This is a genomic window from Mycobacterium xenopi (assembly GCF_009936235.1).
Taxonomy (GTDB): domain Bacteria; phylum Actinomycetota; class Actinomycetes; order Mycobacteriales; family Mycobacteriaceae; genus Mycobacterium; species Mycobacterium xenopi.
The window spans coordinates 2,621,888-2,637,498 of sequence record NZ_AP022314.1 but is presented as its reverse complement, the minus strand read 5'-3'; the positions used below and the strand labels follow the sequence as shown (position 1 = coordinate 2,637,498).

The following is a 15,611-nucleotide window of genomic DNA, read 5'->3' as shown; positions in this document are numbered from 1 at the left end:
AGTTCCTCCTCACTGGCAACTAACTCAGCCTACCGACAAGCAGCGCTACTACCGCGGTTGGCGACCCGCAGCAGCAGGTCACAATGGGCTAACAGCGCGGCGCGCAGCGGGGCAGCGCGTTGCGCGATCGCCCGCTGGCAACGCACATACTCGGCGCGCCCGGCGCCGTGTTCGATGGCGATCGGCGGGTATCCGTAGCCGCTGAGATCATACGGGCTGGCCCGCATGTCGACTTCGCGGGCGGCGGCGGCCAGGTGCAGGCAGTCGAACAGCAGCTCGGAGCCGACCAACGGGCCCAACTTGTAGCACCACTTGTACAGATCCATCGCGGTGTGCAGGCATCCCGGTTGCTCGCTCCAGGTTTGCTTGACACGGCTGAGCTGCGTCGCGTTGCGGGGCCGCGCCGCCTCCGTGAAGAAGCGAAACGCGTCAAAATGCGTGCAGCGCAACGGCATTGACTCGACGACCGTGTCGATGGCCGCACCGGACAGCCGTAGCGGCACACGATCGTGGCGCACAGCGGCGCTGCGATACACCATGGCCCATTCGTGCAGCCCGAAGCAGTTCAGCTGAGCTGGCCGCTGTGCCGTCGCAGCCAGCAGCTGGGCGACGAACCGCACAACATCGAGCCGGCTGCGCAGATAGGCGTCACTGACGGTGACGCCGTCGCCGACCACGGTGTAGCCACAGCGGCCCCGGTAGCGGCGAAGCGCCTCCTGGCCGGTGAGCACCACGCCGAAGCCGGGATGCCAGCACCGCAGGCGGCCGGGCCGCAGGGTGTAGTAGCTGAACAAAAAATCCCACACCGGATGCGACTCGCCGGCGCGACGGCGCTTGTCGTGTGGGGCCAAGAATTCGTCGACCCGGCGGCGGTAGTCGTCGGCCCGCGCGGTCCACTCCCTCGCGGCAAGTGTCGTGGCGGGCTGGCCAAGCTCAGACACGGTGCGTTCCGTCCCGAACCGTGCCGACCAGGTCTTCCACCAAGTCCTCCAGCGCAACCATCGCGACGACTTTCCGATCGTCGGAGGTTGCCAGCGCCAGATGGCTTTTGCTGCGCCGCAAGCGTGACAGCGCTTCCGGCAGCGGCAGTGACGCCGGAATCTGCGGCAGTGGGCGCACCACGGAAAGATCGATCAGCGCCTGTGGGTCTTGCAGTTCCGGCGGGCCCAGCGACAACACGTCCTTGATGTGCAGATACCCGATGAACCTGCCGCCAAGATCCACCACGGGGAACCGGGAGTAGCCGGTGTCGGCCACCGCCTCTTCGACCGCGCCCACCGTCGGCCCCGAGCCCGCCCGGGCCACCCGCACCGCGCGAACATCACGGACCGGGACGGCGACGTCGGCGACAACGCGGTTGCGGATTTGCAGCGCCCGGGTGAGCCGGGTGTGTTCGTCGCGATCCAGCAACCCCTCCGACACCGATTCGGCGATCATCTCGCTGAGCTCAACCGTGGACACTGTGACGTCGAGCTCGTCTTTCGGCGGCACACGCAGCAGCCGCAGGATCGCGGTGGCACTCCAGTTGTAGAACCCGATCAGCGGGCGCACCGCCCGCACGTAGGCCAGATACGGCGGAACCAGCAACATCGCGGCCTTCTCCGGGCCGGCGATCGCGATGTTCTTGGGCACCATCTCGCCCAGCAACACGTGCAGCGTCACCACAACCGCCAGTGCGACCACAAACGACACGGTGTGCAGCAGCGCACCCGATACGTGCAGCAACGCCAATGGGGTGTGCAACAGGTCGGCGACCGCGGGTTCCCCGATGCGGCCCAGCAGGATCGAGGACACCGTGATGCCGAATTGGGCTCCGGCGAACATCAGCGGCAGTCGCTCGCCGGCCCGAATCACCGTGGCCGCACTGGCTCTGCCCTGCTCGGCGAGGGCCTCCAGCCGGTCGCGTCGCACCGAGATGAGCGAGAACTCGGCGCCGACGAAAAACGCGTTGGCGCCGACCAGCAGCACGGTCAGCAGCACGTCGACTAGGTCGCGCATCAGCGGCCTCGCTGGCTGTGGCCATCGCTACGACGACCCAGTTCGGTCAGCTCGAGCAGGTCGATGCGGCGGCCGTCCATCCGGACCACCTTTGCCTGCCAGCGAACCGAGTTGTCCGATGGGCCGTCGGGTTCGAACGCGGTCAGTTCGACCGTTTCACCGGCCACGGGTATGTGGCCGAGCTGTTGAAGCACTAACCCGCCGATCGTCTCGTATTCGCCTTCGGGTGCGCGATAACCGGTGGCCGCGGCTACCTCGTCGATGCGCAGCAGGCCCGACACCCGCCACCCGTTGCCCGCCGCGACCACATCCGGGGTGGCGTCGTCGTGCTCGTCGCGCACATCGCCGACGATCTCCTCGATCAGATCCTCCACGGTGACCATCCCGGCGGTGCCGCCGTACTCGTCGACGACCAGCGCGGTCTGCAGGCCGTTCGCCCGGATCTGGGCCATCACCGCGTCGCCGTCCAGGGTCGAGGGCACCACCGCGACCGGCTGGGCGACCGCGGTCAGCTTGGTGTGCGCGCGGTCCGCGGGCGCGACCTGGAAGACCTGTTTGACGTGCACGATGCCAACGGTCTCGTCAAGGTCGCCGTCGACGATCGGGAACCGCGAGAACCCGGTCTCGGTGGCGGCGGCCACCAGGTCGGCGACGGTGTTGTCGGTCTGCAGCGCCACGATCTTCGACCGCGGCGTCATCAGCTCTTCGGCCGTCAGCGTGCCGAACTGCAGCGAGCGGCTCACCAGCGCCGCGGTGACAGGGTCCAGCGACCCGCTGCGCGCCGACGTGCGCACCAGCGACACCAATTCGCGCGGCGAGCGGGCCGACCGCAGCCGCTGGGCCGGTTCGATGCCCAGTTTGCGCAGGATCCAGTTCGCGGTGTTGTTCGTCATCCGGATGGCGGGTTTGAACGCCAGCGAAAACAGCAGCTGGGGTCCCGCGACCGCGCGCGCGGTGGGCAGCGGGCGCGCGATCGCCAGGTATTTGGGCACCAGCTCGCCGACCACCATCGACAACGACGTGACGAGCGCCAGCGCAACGAATGTCGTGAGGGCATCGGCGAGCCGGTCCGGCATACCGATCGCATCCAGCTCCGGATGTGGCACCTCGGCCACCAGCGGCTCGGTGAGGTAGCCGGTGATCAGCGTGGTGATCGAGATACCCAATTGGGCGCCGGAAAGTTGAAACGCGAGTGTCCGGTGCGCGCGCTGCACATACTTGTCGCGCCGGGCGCCGCGGCGCGCGTTGGCGTCGACCGTGCTGCGCTCCAAGGTGGTCAGCGAGAACTCGGCCGCCACGAACATTGCGGTGCCGACGGTGAGTGCCACGATCGCCAGCAGGCTCACCAGGGTAACGGCGGCGTTCATCGGCGGGCCCGCCGCACAACGCGCGACCGATCGGCCCGGCAGCCGGGGGTCTCGACGGGTGCCTGCGGCACGACGTCCCTTTCCCTCGATGCGGCGCGTGTGAAGTTACACATGGTAGCCAATACCGCTGCCGATACTGCTCACCAGCCGAATGGCAACGGGTGGCCCTCGGCGAAGCCCGCCGGCGACTGCACCCCGATCACCGCCCGCTCGTGCAGCTCGGTCAGGTTCGACGCCCCGACATAGGTGCAGGTGCTGCGCACCCCGGACGTGATGTGGTCGATGAGGTCCTCGACTCCGCCGCGGTCGGGGTCCAGCCCCATCCGCGACGTCGAAATGCCTTCCTCGAACAACGCTTTGCGGGCACGGTCGAACGCGCTCTCGCCGGCGGTGCGGGCCACCACCGCTCGCTTGGACGCCATGCCGTAGCTCTCCTTGTAGGGCCGGTCGTCGCGGTCGCGCATCAGATCGCCGGGCGATTCGTAGGTGCCGGCAAACCACGAGCCGATCATCACGTTCGACGCACCGGCCGCCAGCGCCAGCGCCACATCCCGGGGGTGGCGGACCCCGCCGTCGGCCCACACGTGGCGATCGAGTTTCCTTGCCTCACAAGCACATTCGACGACAGCGGAAAACTGTGGGCGTCCGACGCCGGTCATCATCCGGGTGGTGCACATCGCGCCGGGGCCAACGCCGACCTTGACGATATCCGCGCCCGCGCTGACCAGGTCCCGAGTGCCCTCAGCCGACACCACATTGCCCGCCACCAGCGGCACCCCCAACTCCAGCGACGAGACGATCTTGATGGCATCCAACGCCTTGACCTGATGTCCGTGCGCGGTGTCGATGACGAGAATGTCGACGCCAGCGTCAACCAGGGCTTGGGCCTTGGCGCCCACGTCGCCGGTGATGCCGATCGCCGCCCCGATGCGCAGCCGGCCGGCCGCGTCGGTGGCTGGCGTGTAGATACCGGCTCGCAGTGCCCCAGTCCGGGTCAGCACCCCAGCCAAGGTGCCGTCCTCGGCCGTCAGCACCGCCACGTCTATTGGCGCGTGCTCTAGCAGGTCAAACACCTTGCGCGGGTCGGTGCCCACCGGCGCGGTGACAAAGTCGGTGGTGGCAACGTCACGGACCCGGGCGAAACGATCCACACCGACGCACGACGCCTCGGTCACCAACCCGATCGGCCGGCCCTCGAAGACCACGACGGCGGCGCCGTGGGCGCGTTTGTGGATCAGCGCGGTGGCATCGGAAACCGAATCGTCGGGAGCCAGCATCACCGGGGTGTCGACGACCAGGTCCCGGCTTTTGACGAATTGCACCGTCTGCTCCACCGCGGTGATCGGAAGATCTTGCGGCAGAATGACCAGGCCGCCGCGGCGGGCCACCGTCTCGGCCATCCGGCGGCCCGCCACCGCGGTCATGTTGGCGACCACCACCGGGATCGTGGTGCCCGAACCGTCGCAGGTGGACAGATCGACGTCGAACCGCGACGCCACGTCGGAGCGGTTGGGCACGATGAAGACGTCGTCGTAGGTCAAGTCGTAGCCGGGTCGGTGCCCGTCAAGGAACCTCATCGATATCGATTGTCCCCCATAGGTGTTAGGCGGGTACCTCGCTGCGGTCACCGCTCCACAGCGTGTGGAACTTCCCCGGGGCGTCGATGCGGGCATAGGTGTGCGCGCCGAAGAAGTCTCGCTGGGCCTGCGTGAGCGCCGCCGGCAGACGCTCGGTGCGCAACGCGTCGTAGTACGACAGCGCCGAGGAGAACCCGGGGATCGGGATACCCAGTTGGGTGGCGGTGGACACCACACGGCGCCAACTGTCGATCGCCGATTCGACGGCGCTGCGGAAATACGGCGCGACGAGCAGGCTGGCCAAGTTGGGGTCGGCGTCGAAGGCCTCCTTGATCCGGTTGAGGAACTTCGCCCGGATGATGCAGCCGCCGCGCCAGATGGTCGCCAGGTCGCCCAGATTGATGTCCCAGCCGTACTCAGCGCTGCCGGCTTGGATCTGGTTGAAGCCCTGCGAATACGCGACGATCTTGGAAGCGTAGAGAGCCTGGCGGACGTTCTCGGTGAAAGTGTCAGGATCACTTGGTTTTTCGCCGAGCCGGCCCGACGCCAGCCCAGTGGTGGCCTTGCGCTGGGCCACCGATCCCGACAGCGCGCGGGCGAACACCGCTTCGGCGATGCCGGTGACCGGCACCCCCAGGTCCAGGGCCGACTTGACGGTCCAGCGCCCGGTGCCTTTCTGCTCGGCCTCGTCGACGATGACGTCGACAAGCGGCCGGCCGGTCTTGGCGTCGATCTGGCGCAGCACGTCTGCGGTGATCTCGACGAGGTAGCTGTCGAGGTCGCCGGTGTTCCACTCGCTGAAGACATCGGCGATCTGCGGTGCGGTCATCCCCAACCCGTCGCGCAGCAGCTGGTAGGCCTCGCCGATGAGCTGCATATCGGAGTACTCGATGCCGTTGTGCACCATTTTGACGAAATGCCCTGAGCCGTCGGGGCCGATGTGGGTGCAGCACGGCACCCCGTCCACATGGGCGGAGATCTCCTCAAGCAGCGGCCCCAGCGACTTGTAGGACTCCGGCGGCCCACCGGGCATGATCGACGGGCCGTTCAGCGCACCTTCCTCGCCGCCGGAGATGCCGGCGCCGACGAAGTGCAGCCCGCGCTCGGCCATCGCCTTCTCGCGGCGGATGGTGTCGGTGTAGAGCGCGTTGCCGCCGTCGATGATGATGTCGCCGGGCTCCATCGCGTCGGCGAGTTCATTGATCACGGCGTCGGTGGGCTCACCGGCCTTGACCATAATCAGCACTCGCCGCGGCTTTTCCAGTGCGGCAAGGAATTCCGGGATCGTTTCGCTGCGCACGAAGTTGCCCTCGGCACCGTGATCCTTGAGCAGGGCATCGGTTTTGGCGACGGTCCGGTTGTGCACTGCGACCGTGTAGCCGTGGCGCGCGAAGTTGCGGGCGACATTCGATCCCATCACCGCCAAGCCGGTGACCCCGATCTGTGCGGTGCCAACAGTAGCGGCGGTAGATCGCGACGAGCTCATCTGTTTCGCCTCTCAGGCTCGGGGCTTTCGTCAAGCCTTTCACCGAACACTGTGGCACAGCACGATTCGGCCATCCCCGCGTATTCCAAAGCCGTCACTCTAGGCGATGAACAGCCGCTGCAGCTCGATCAGCCACGGGATCGCCAACGCGACCGTGGGCACCACCAGCACCGCCGCCGCGGCCGCGTAGACCGCCGCGGCCAGCGCGCGACTGTTACCCCGCCCCGAGAGCCGGCGCACGCGCAGCACGGTGCTGGGACCGCCGGCGGCCAGCGCCGCCGACGGCGTCTGACCGGACGCGCAGGCTACCAGCGCACGGGCCAGGGGAGTGCGTCCTGCGGTGCGCACCGCCGCGTCGTCAGCGAGCAGCTCGACAAGCAGCTGCACGGCATCGAGTGCCCCGGCGCTGCGCACAAGCCGGGGAAACGCGGCGTGCACCGCGGTGAATCCCTCGAGAACCAGGTCGTGGCGGGCCCGCAGGTGTGCGCGCTCGTGGCTGAGAATGGCCGCGACCTCGGCGTCGGTGAGGGTGGCCAGCGTGCCTTCGCTGAGCACCACGCGGCTGCGTACACCGGGCAGACAGTAAGCGAGCGGTTGCGCCACCCCGAGGATGCGCAGGTCGCGGGCCCTCGCGCCGACCCGGGCGGGCACCCCGTGGCCGGCGACGCCGAGCAGGTCGACCAGCATGCGGTGGTGAGCACGCCGCCGCCGGGTGCCGATCGCTACCCGCAGCACCGCGATTGCCAGTCGCGCGCCGACCAGTACGGTGAGGGTGAACACGCCGACGTACAGCGTCCACAACGGCCAGCCGAGCCGCCCGATACCGCCGACGACGCTGGCAGTCGGCCGCCCGTCAGGGCCGGGCATCAACAGTCGGCTGGCAATCGCGATACCAGCACTGAACGCCGAAAGCACCGCGGCCAGCGCGATCGCTTGCCACAACACGACCGTGGCCCGCGGAGCCCGCAGCGGCCAGTTGGCACGCGCCAACAGGGCCGGTACCGGGCCGACCAGCAGCGCCGCGAGAATGGTGAAGGCCAGCGCGGACACGCTGCCAGTCTCCCTCAGCCCTCCGGCCCCGCGCTAGCAGGTGGGGTTTTGCGGTGGCCGGCTTCCAATTCGTCGAGCGCACGCCGAAGCGCGTCGGCTTCGTCAGCGCCGACCCGCTCCACGAAATGCACTAACGCAGCCTGCCGGCTGCCCGAGTCCGCCGCCTGATCCAGCGCGTCGACCATGAGCCCGGCGACCAGCTCGTCACGGCTGTGCATGGGCGCGTACCGATGCGCCCGGTCGTCGCGGATCTGGGAGACCAGATTCTTCTTGGCCAACCGTTGCAACACCGTCATCACGGTGGTGTAGGCCAGATCGCGATGCGCCGACAACGCCTCGTGGACCTGGCGGACTGTTTGGGGCTCGGGCTCAGACCATAGGTGGTCCATCACGGCACGCTCCAGATCCCCCAGACGCGTCAGCTTGGCCATGGTTCGTCATCTCCTCCGCAACTGCAAACAGCCTACCGCCGCTTACTACTGACGGTCGTACCGAAACCGCAGCGCTGCGCACACGCCCGCGGCAGCCCAACCCAACACACCAGGCCGCGCCGAACACCGCCGCCATACCGCGGCCGGTGTGATCGTCGTCACAGCGCCGGCGTCCGCAACATCAGTATGGTTAGCCTAACCTATATAGCGACGGAGGTGGTTGTGCCTGTGCTAAACGACGATCCGCTGATCGCCGGGATGGCCATCGACTGCCCGCTGCCACTGCATGACTCAAGCCGGCGGCTTCGCGGCCTGTACCCAGCGTGCCCGCGGGTCTACGGCGTCGCGGTCCTGGCCGACGTCTGCCGGCGTCGATGGTGGCCGCTGGCGTCCGCGCTGACCACCGACCGGCTGCAGGTGATGTTCGACAATGCCGCCGCCGACATGGACCGTCGTGCCGCAGCCCGGCAGCTGGCAGACACCCTGGTCCACACGGTGATCGGACGAGTGGTGGCCCTGGTGGTCCTGGAAGGACGGGCCTGGGACCCCGGCTTGGAGAACCTATGGGTCCATGTCGACGCCGAGGGCACGATCGACTGGGTCGCGGTCGTCGACCCCACGCTGCGCGGGCTGGCTGACGACACGGAATTGCGGGAGCCGGTGGTGCGGCTGCCCAGCGAATCCGCGCTCGCCGTATGGGTAGCACACCGCTGCCATCGCACCCTGGCGCCGTTGTTCGCCAAACTGCACGCGGTCAGCGCGGCGGCGATCCCGCTGGCGACAATGTGGCAGCTGGTCGGGTCGGCGGTGGTCACGGCTGCCACACAAGTGCCGCAGCTGGCGGGCACCTGCGAGCTCACCGGCATGCGGCGGGGTCAGGCAGTGCTCGAGGCGCTGGTCGACTTCGGTCTGCCGGTGCGAGGCCCCTCGTTTCGGCGCCGGCGCTCGCAGCCTTCGTTAAGCCTTGCCAAATTAGGGCAGCCTTGCCTATGCTGAGGGGGTCGAGCGACAGAAATGACCGTGGCAGAGTCCTGAGGGCTGCAGTGACCCCCGGTCAACTCGATCGGCGAGCCCCGTGCTATCGGCGCGGGGCTCGCCCGCGTCTACCGGCCTCCGGTCGCCGGCATCGGAGGGTCCATGGTGTAGACACAAGGGCGTGCACCCGCTGCCCGACTCGGCGCTGCCGCCGGATTTCACTGCCCCGTTCGACAACGAGATCGGGCTGACTTTCACTGAATTGAGTCCCGATGGCGCGCGAGCCCAGCTGGAGATTCAGCCGAAACTGTTGCAGCCCATGGGAATCGTGCACGGCGGCGTCTACTGCTCGATGATCGAAAGCTTGGCCAGCGTGTCCGCATGGGCCTGGCTTAACGCGCACGGCGGCGGCTCGGTCGTGGGTGTCAATAACAACACCGACTTCCTGCGCGCCATCCGCGCGGGAACCGTGTACGGCACCGCCACTCCGGTGCACCGCGGCCGACTTCAGCAGCTGTGGCTGGTCACGATCACCGACGCCGACGAGAGGCCAGTTGCCCGCGGCCAGGTTCGCCTGCAGAACCTCCACGCTGAACCGGGCAGCTAGCTGGCCACCCTGGTCTCACCGCGGTGCGCCTCGGCTGCCAGCACCGCCAATTGCTCGAGGCGGGTGCGGGCGAATGCCTGTTGCTCGGTGATGGTGAGCTGGCCGCGGCGGGTGCTCAGGAACGTCACCGTCCACGACAGCAACGTGGTGAGCTTCGACTTGAAACCGATCAGGTAGGCCAGGTGCAGCACCAGCCAAATCAACCAGGCGATGAATCCCCCGAACTCCAGCGGACCGATTTTCGCCACCGCGGAAAACCGCGCCACAGCGGCCATCGAACCCTTATCGAAGTATTGGAACGGCTCACGGGCCGCCGGATCGGCCCCGGCGAGTTCGGCTTTGATCGTGTTGGCCGCGTACTTGCCGCCCTGGATGGCGCCCTGGGCCACGCCCGGAACACCCTCGACGGCAGCCATGTCGCCGACGACGAACACGTTCGGGTGCCCCGGGATGGTCAGGTCGGGCAACACCTTGACCCGGCCGGAACGATCAAGTTCGACACCCGACTGCTCGGCGAGATCGCGGCCCAGCGGGCTTGCCGAGACCCCCGCCGACCACACTTTGCAGGCGGATTCGATGCGACGGATTGTGCCGTCGGAGTCCTTGACGGTGATGCCGTTGCGGTCGACATCGGTGACCATGGCGCCGAGCTGGATTTCAACGCCCATCTTCTCCAACCGCGCGGCCGCCTTCTTGCCCAGCTTCTCGCCCATCGGGGGCAGGACGGCCGGAGCGGCGTCGAGCAGGATCACCCGCGCGGTGGTGGGGTCGATGTGCCGGAAGGCGCCTTTCAATGTGTACTCGGCCAATTCGGCGATTTGCCCGGCCATTTCCACACCGGTCGGCCCGGCGCCGATGACCGTAAACGTCAGCAGTTTTTTTCGCCGTTCCGGATCGCTGGAGCGTTCGGCCTGCTCAAATGCGCTGAGGATCCGGCCGCGCAGCTCCAGTGCGTCGTCAATGGATTTCATGCCGGGCGCGAATTCGGCGAAGTGGTCGTTGCCGAAGTAGGACTGGCCTGCCCCCGCCGCGACGATCAGGCTGTCATAGTGCGTGGTGTAGGTGTGGCCCAGCAGTTCGGAGACAACGTATCTGCCCGCCAGGTCGATGTGGGTGACGTCGCCGAGCAACACCTGTACGTTGCGCTGTCGACGCAGCACCACCCGCGTCGGCGGGGCGATCTCTCCTTCGGAGATGATCCCCGTCGCAACCTGATACAGCAGCGGCTGAAACAGGTGATGGGTGGTGCGGGCGATCAGCTTGATGTCGACGTCGGCCCTCTTGAGCTTCTTGGCCGCGTTGAGTCCGCCGAATCCGGATCCGATGATGACGACCTGGTGACGACGACCGGGCGCAGCACTGGCTTCGGTGTGGGCACTCATAGGTTGGCGTTGCTCCTGACGGCGACTGCGGTTCAGTTACACCGTAGTCGGCACGGTTGGCCGCTGGCCGCGTTGACGTCTGTGTGATCAGCCACATGACGCGGCGCAGCGCCGTTTCGGTTACAAACCGACTAGCGGCCGCGGCGCCTCGGCAACGGCGGTGACGACCCCCGGGCGGTAGAACGGAATGTTGATGATCACGCCGTCGAGTCCTGCGTCAAGCGCCTTCGTTTTGACCTGCTCGGCGATCTGGGCCGGACCGCCCGCCACCATGCGCTGACTCATCTGGTCGGGAACGGCGTCGGGTGAGGCGTTCTCGTCAACTAGCACGGTCAGCAGCATGCTGGTTTCCAGCGAGGAACGGTCGCGGCTGGCTTCGTCACACCGCTTGGCCAGAGCGTCGAGCTTGCCTGCCAGCTCGTTGAATCCGCCGATGATGTTAAGATGATCGGCGTAGCGGGCGGCGATCGAGAATGTCTTCTTCTCGCCGCTGCCACCGACCAAAATCGGGATGCGGTCGCGGTAGCGCGGCTCGGCTATCGCCTGTTCGGCCGTGTACCACGTACCGGAAAACGTCGGCCGCTCGCCTTTGATCATCGGGTCGACGATCTGCAGCGCCTCCTCGAGCCGATTGAACCGGTCGGTGAAAGTGCCGAACTCGAAACCTAATTGGCGGTGTTCAAGCTCGAACCAGCCGGTACCGATGCCCAGTATCGCCCGGCCTGCGCTTACCACGTCGAGCGTGGTGATGATTTTTGCGAGTAGCGCCGGATTGCGGTAAGTGTTGCCGGTTACCAAGGCCCCCAACTGAATTCGCTTGGTCGCAGTCGCCAATGCGCCCAACGTCGTGTAGGCCTCGAGCATGGGCTGGTCAGGCGAACCCAGCACCGGCAGCTGATAGAAGTGGTCCATGACAAAGACAGCGTCGAATCCCGCTGATTCGGCTTCTTGGGCTTGTGCGACGACAGTCGGGAACAGTTCGGTTACGCCGGTGCCGTAGGAGAAGTTGGGGATCTGTAGTCCCAGTCGGATAGCCACGCTAGTACCGTAGCGGGCCAACCTCGCGAATACTGGGCTGTTAGTCGAAATGCGCCATGGCGCCGTGGCTGACGTGCAGTGTCTGGCCGGTGATGTGGCGCGCTGCAGACGTCGTGAGAAACACTGCCAGCCGAGTGATTTCAGCCGCGACAGGAGGTGGCGTGCGGGTCAGTCCTTCGTAGCCGGGCTGCACGCCACGCCCGGAGGCAACCGCGTTGACGGTGATTCCGCGGGTGCCGAACACATTCGCCTGACCGGCGACCCAGTTGGACAATGCGGCTTTGACCGCCGCGTCGGCGCTGCCGGGCTGCGGGTTTTCCGCGACCACGCCGATGATCGAGCCACCCGAGCGCAGATGATCGCCCACGGTTTGCACGGTCAGCACCGCGGAGAGCACGGTCACGTCGAAAGCCTGACGCCACGCGCGGCCCAGGTCGGACAGCGAGTAGGCGCGCGGGTCGCCGCCATCCCAGCGCGGGGCGGGCACGTTGACGATGGTGTCCAGGTGATGCGGGAAGAGCCCACGAACCTCGGCCAGGCTCGCGGCGTCGGTGTTGTCGCACACGATGGCATCCGCGTCGAGTTCCTTGGCGGCTACTTCGAGATCGTCGCGGCGTGCGCCTGCCAGCGTCACCTTGTGGCCGGCGTCGCGGAAGCCTCCCGCAACCGTGCGTCCCAGCTCGGTGTCGCCGCCGGTGACCAGCACCTCCACTGCCATGACCTCCTCGTGTTCCACGCTGAACACCACCGAAGCACCTGGCGATTTCCAGCGAGTGGTGGCGTACGCAATTGATGTTACTGGACAGTAGCTAGCGGTGGAACTCCGGCTCGCCTGGCGCAAACACCAGTTACATAACTATTTGGCACTGTTTGGATGAGACGCTTCCGGCCCGCGCGTCCTCGAGCTGCCGCACCTGCCGTTAGGGTGCACTCTCATGCGGCGGAAATTGGTGCTGGCGGGTTTGGCGTCCATGCTGCTGGTGGCGGGGCTGACGGGATGCCGCTCGACGGCACCGTCCACTTCGCCCACCACACAGTCGTCGCCGTCGGCGGCGAAGCCGCTTCTCGTGTTCGCCGCCGCATCCCTGCGACCGACGTTCGACACGATCGCAGCGCGGTTCAAGGCAGAGAACCCCGGAGCCACCGTCGATATCACTTACGCAGGTTCCTCGGAACTGGCGACCCAGTTGACCCAGGGCGCGAGCGCCGACGTCTTCGCCTCCGCCGACACCGCGCAAATGGACAAGGTCGCCACGGCCGGACTGCTGGCCGGCAAGCCGGTCAATTTCGCCTCGAACACACTGGTCATCGTCACCGCCCCGGGCAATCCCAAGCAGGTCGAGTCGTTCGCCGATCTCACCAAGCCGGGGCTCGACGTGGTGGTATGCCAGCAGCCGGTGCCCTGCGGCGCCGCCACCCTGCGCATCGAGAACACCACCGGCGTGCATCTCAACCCGGCCAGCGAGGAACCCAACGTCACCGACGTCCTCAACAAGGTCACCAGCGGTCAGGCCGACGCCGGGCTGGTTTACCTCACCGACGCGATCAACGCCGGCACGAAGGTGACAACGGTGAGCGTCCCCGAAGCAGCCGCGGCGCGAAACGTCTATCCCATCGCGGTGCTGCAACGTTCGCTGCAAGCGCAGCTGGCGCAGAAGTTCGTCGACACGGTGACTGGTGAGACAGGTCAGAAAGCCCTGCACCAAGCGGGCTTTGCCAAACCCTGACGGTGGGCGTTGAACGGGGCTGCCGGTCTGCCGCGCTGGGTGTATGTGCCCGCAGGCGCGGGGATGGCGTTCGTGGCGTCGCCGCTGGTGGCGATCGCCGTCAAGGTGGATTGGCCACACTTTTGGTCATTGATTACCAGCCCTTCGTCCAAGACCGCCCTGCTGTTGAGCGTCAAGACCGCTACCGCCAGCACCGCGCTGTGCATTCTGTTCGGGGTGCCGATGGCCCTCGTGCTGGCCCGCAGCACGGCGTCGCTGGTGCGGCTGTTGCGGCCCCTGGTGTTGTTGCCGCTGGTGCTGCCACCGGTGGTCGGTGGTATCGCGTTGCTGTACGCGTTCGGCCGGCTCGGGTTGATCGGGCGCTACTTAGAGGCCGCCGGCATCCACATCGCGTTCACCACCGCCGCGGTGGTGCTGGCGCAAACCTTTGTCTCGTTGCCGTTTCTCGTGATCGCGCTGGAAGGTGCGGCCCGCACCGCGGGCAGCGACTATGAGCTCGTTGCAGCGACATTGGGGGCCCGGCCCAGCGCGGTGTGGTGGCGGGTGACGCTGCCGCTGCTGATGCCCGGCCTGGTGTCCGGGGCAGTCCTCGCGTTCGCCCGTTCGCTGGGCGAGTTCGGCGCGACGTTGACGTTCGCCGGTTCCCGGCAAGGGGTCACCCGGACACTGCCGCTGGAGATCTATCTGCAGCGAGTCACTGACGCCAACGCGGCGGTGGCGTTGTCGATCCTGCTGGTGGCGGTGGCCGCACTGGTGGTGCTGGGGATCGGCACCCGGCGGCTGACCGGAGCCGGCGTCGCACCATGAGCGGCTTGCGGCTGCGCGCGGTGGTGGCCGACCGGGGCCTCGATGTGGAGTTCTCCGTCGAGCCGGGCGAAGTGCTGGCCGTGCTGGGTCCAAACGGCGCCGGCAAGTCGACCGCGCTGCACGTCATCGCCGGACTGGTCCGGCCTGACGAGGGGCTGGTGCGGCTGGGCGAGCGCGTGCTCACCGACACCGCGACCGGGATTGACATAGCAACACATAATCGTCGGGTCGGGCTGTTGCCGCAGGATCCGTTGCTGTTTCCGCACCTGAGCGTGGCAGCGAACGTGGCGTTCGGGCTGCGCCATAGTGGGCGCCGGGGATGGCGCGGCCTGCGTCGTCGGTGCAGGGAGTCGGCGCGGCGTTGGCTGCGCGAAGTCGACGCCGAGGAGCTGGCTGACCGCAGGCCGCGGCAGCTCTCCGGCGGCCAGGCGCAGCGTGTCGCGATCGCACGGGCGCTGGCGGCCGAACCGGATGCGTTGTTGCTCGACGAACCGCTCGCCGGCCTCGACGTCGGCGCGGCGGCGCGGTCCGCGCGGTGCTGCGCAAGGTTGTCAGCCGCGACGCGCGTGCCACCGTGCTGGTGACCCACGACCTGCTGGACGTGTTCACGCTGGCCGACCGGGTGCTCGTGCTCGAGTCCGGCAGGGTCGCCGAGACCGGTCCGGTGGCTGACGTGCTGACCGCGCCGCGCAGCCATTTCGGTGCCCGCATCGCGGGAGTCAACCTGGTCAACGGCACGATCGGGCCCGACGGGGCACTGCATGCGCGATCCGGTGCGCTCTGGCAGGGCACGGCGGCTGAGGATCTCGCCTGTGGGCAGGCTGCGGTGGCTGTGTTCGCGCCTGCTGCGGTGGCCGTGTATCGGGAAGCGCCACACGGCAGTCCCCGCAACGCAGTGGAAGTGACTGTGGCCGAACTGGATTCGCGTGGAAGTTCGCTGCGGGTCCGGGGCGGGGAGCAGCCTGACGGCGCCCCGGGATTGGCGGCCGATATCACCGTCGACGCCGCAGTGGAGTTGGGGCTGACCCCGGGTCAGCGGGTGTGGTTCGCGGTCAAGGCGCAGGAGGTGACCCTCTATCCGACGCGCCCGACACCGCAACCCACGGCCTGAGTCGCCGGTGGGGCGCGGCGAGTTGCCCTGTGGCCACGCGACGCGAAATCACGCT

General features: G+C 67.5%; 14 protein-coding genes and 1 pseudogene. 5 read left to right on the top strand and 10 right to left on the bottom strand.

What is annotated here, in order from left to right:
- Positions 1-29 precede the first annotated feature (29 nt).
- From MYXE_RS12355 to MYXE_RS12325, 7 genes are all read right to left on the bottom strand, one after another.
- Entirely contained in the window at positions 30-941 is a 912-nt protein-coding gene (locus MYXE_RS12355; RefSeq protein WP_085196237.1) for a 3-methyladenine DNA glycosylase, read from the bottom strand.
- A complete protein-coding gene (locus tag MYXE_RS12350; protein ID WP_003921808.1) occupies positions 934-1,998 on the bottom strand; it encodes a hemolysin family protein in 1,065 nt (354 codons plus the stop codon). The genes MYXE_RS12355 and MYXE_RS12350 overlap by 8 nt, the downstream gene beginning before the upstream one ends.
- A complete protein-coding gene (locus MYXE_RS12345) occupies positions 1,998-3,365 on the bottom strand; it encodes a hemolysin family protein (RefSeq protein ID WP_085196235.1) in 1,368 nt (455 codons plus the stop codon). The genes MYXE_RS12350 and MYXE_RS12345 overlap by 1 nt, the downstream gene beginning before the upstream one ends.
- Positions 3,366-3,505: 140 nt before the next feature.
- On the bottom strand, positions 3,506-4,942 hold the full coding sequence (locus MYXE_RS12340; RefSeq protein ID WP_085196232.1) for a GuaB1 family IMP dehydrogenase-related protein: 1,437 nt from the start codon (positions 4,940-4,942) through the stop codon (positions 3,506-3,508).
- Between the two features lie 25 nt (positions 4,943-4,967).
- Positions 4,968-6,428: an NADP-dependent phosphogluconate dehydrogenase gene (gene gndA, locus MYXE_RS12335; protein ID WP_085196230.1), complete on the bottom strand. Its 1,461-nt coding sequence runs from the start codon at positions 6,426-6,428 to the stop codon at positions 4,968-4,970.
- Positions 6,429-6,527: 99 nt separating this feature from the next.
- Positions 6,528-7,478, bottom strand: a complete 951-nt coding sequence (locus tag MYXE_RS12330; RefSeq protein ID WP_085196228.1) for a M56 family metallopeptidase — start codon at positions 7,476-7,478, stop codon at positions 6,528-6,530.
- A gap of 14 nt (positions 7,479-7,492) precedes the next feature.
- Positions 7,493-7,909 carry a BlaI/MecI/CopY family transcriptional regulator gene (locus MYXE_RS12325; RefSeq protein ID WP_003921814.1) on the bottom strand — a complete coding sequence of 139 codons (417 nt, stop codon included), beginning with the start codon at positions 7,907-7,909 and terminating at the stop codon, positions 7,493-7,495.
- A 222-nt stretch (positions 7,910-8,131) separates the two neighbouring features.
- On the opposite strand from MYXE_RS12325, the gene MYXE_RS12320 reads away from it, so the two are divergent.
- Together MYXE_RS12320 and MYXE_RS12315 are read left to right on the top strand one after the other, a co-directional pair.
- A complete protein-coding gene (locus MYXE_RS12320) occupies positions 8,132-8,905 on the top strand; it encodes an iron reductase (protein ID WP_232061603.1) in 774 nt (257 codons plus the stop codon).
- Positions 8,906-9,065: 160 nt separating this feature from the next.
- Positions 9,066-9,491, top strand: coding sequence for a PaaI family thioesterase (locus tag MYXE_RS12315; protein WP_003921817.1), 426 nt, complete (start codon positions 9,066-9,068; stop codon positions 9,489-9,491).
- Here the strand turns inward: MYXE_RS12315 and MYXE_RS12310 are convergent.
- From MYXE_RS12310 to MYXE_RS12300, 3 genes are all read right to left on the bottom strand, one after another.
- Entirely contained in the window at positions 9,488-10,873 is a 1,386-nt protein-coding gene (locus MYXE_RS12310; RefSeq protein WP_085196224.1) for an NAD(P)/FAD-dependent oxidoreductase, read from the bottom strand. The genes MYXE_RS12315 and MYXE_RS12310 overlap by 4 nt on opposite strands.
- A 120-nt stretch (positions 10,874-10,993) precedes the next feature.
- Positions 10,994-11,911 carry an LLM class F420-dependent oxidoreductase gene (locus MYXE_RS12305; protein WP_085196222.1) on the bottom strand — a complete coding sequence of 306 codons (918 nt, stop codon included), beginning with the start codon at positions 11,909-11,911 and terminating at the stop codon, positions 10,994-10,996.
- Between the two features lie 40 nt (positions 11,912-11,951).
- Positions 11,952-12,629, bottom strand: a complete 678-nt coding sequence (locus MYXE_RS12300) for an SDR family oxidoreductase (protein ID WP_085196281.1) — start codon at positions 12,627-12,629, stop codon at positions 11,952-11,954.
- A 217-nt stretch (positions 12,630-12,846) separates the two neighbouring features.
- Here MYXE_RS12300 and modA point away from each other — a divergent pair, with 217 nt between their 5' ends.
- The 3 genes and pseudogenes from modA (at position 12,847) to MYXE_RS12285 (ending at position 15,556) form a co-directional block, all read left to right on the top strand.
- Positions 12,847-13,638: a molybdate ABC transporter substrate-binding protein gene (gene modA, locus MYXE_RS12295; protein ID WP_003921823.1), complete on the top strand. Its 792-nt coding sequence runs from the start codon at positions 12,847-12,849 to the stop codon at positions 13,636-13,638.
- A gap of 63 nt (positions 13,639-13,701) precedes the next feature.
- The gene (locus tag MYXE_RS12290; protein WP_112650300.1) at positions 13,702-14,445 is read left to right on the top strand and encodes an ABC transporter permease; all 744 of its coding nucleotides are present in this window, start codon (positions 13,702-13,704) and stop codon (positions 14,443-14,445) included.
- Positions 14,442-15,556: pseudogene (locus MYXE_RS12285) on the top strand (sulfate/molybdate ABC transporter ATP-binding protein). Before MYXE_RS12290 ends, MYXE_RS12285 begins: the two are co-directional and overlap by 4 nt.
- Positions 15,557-15,611 lie beyond the last annotated feature (55 nt).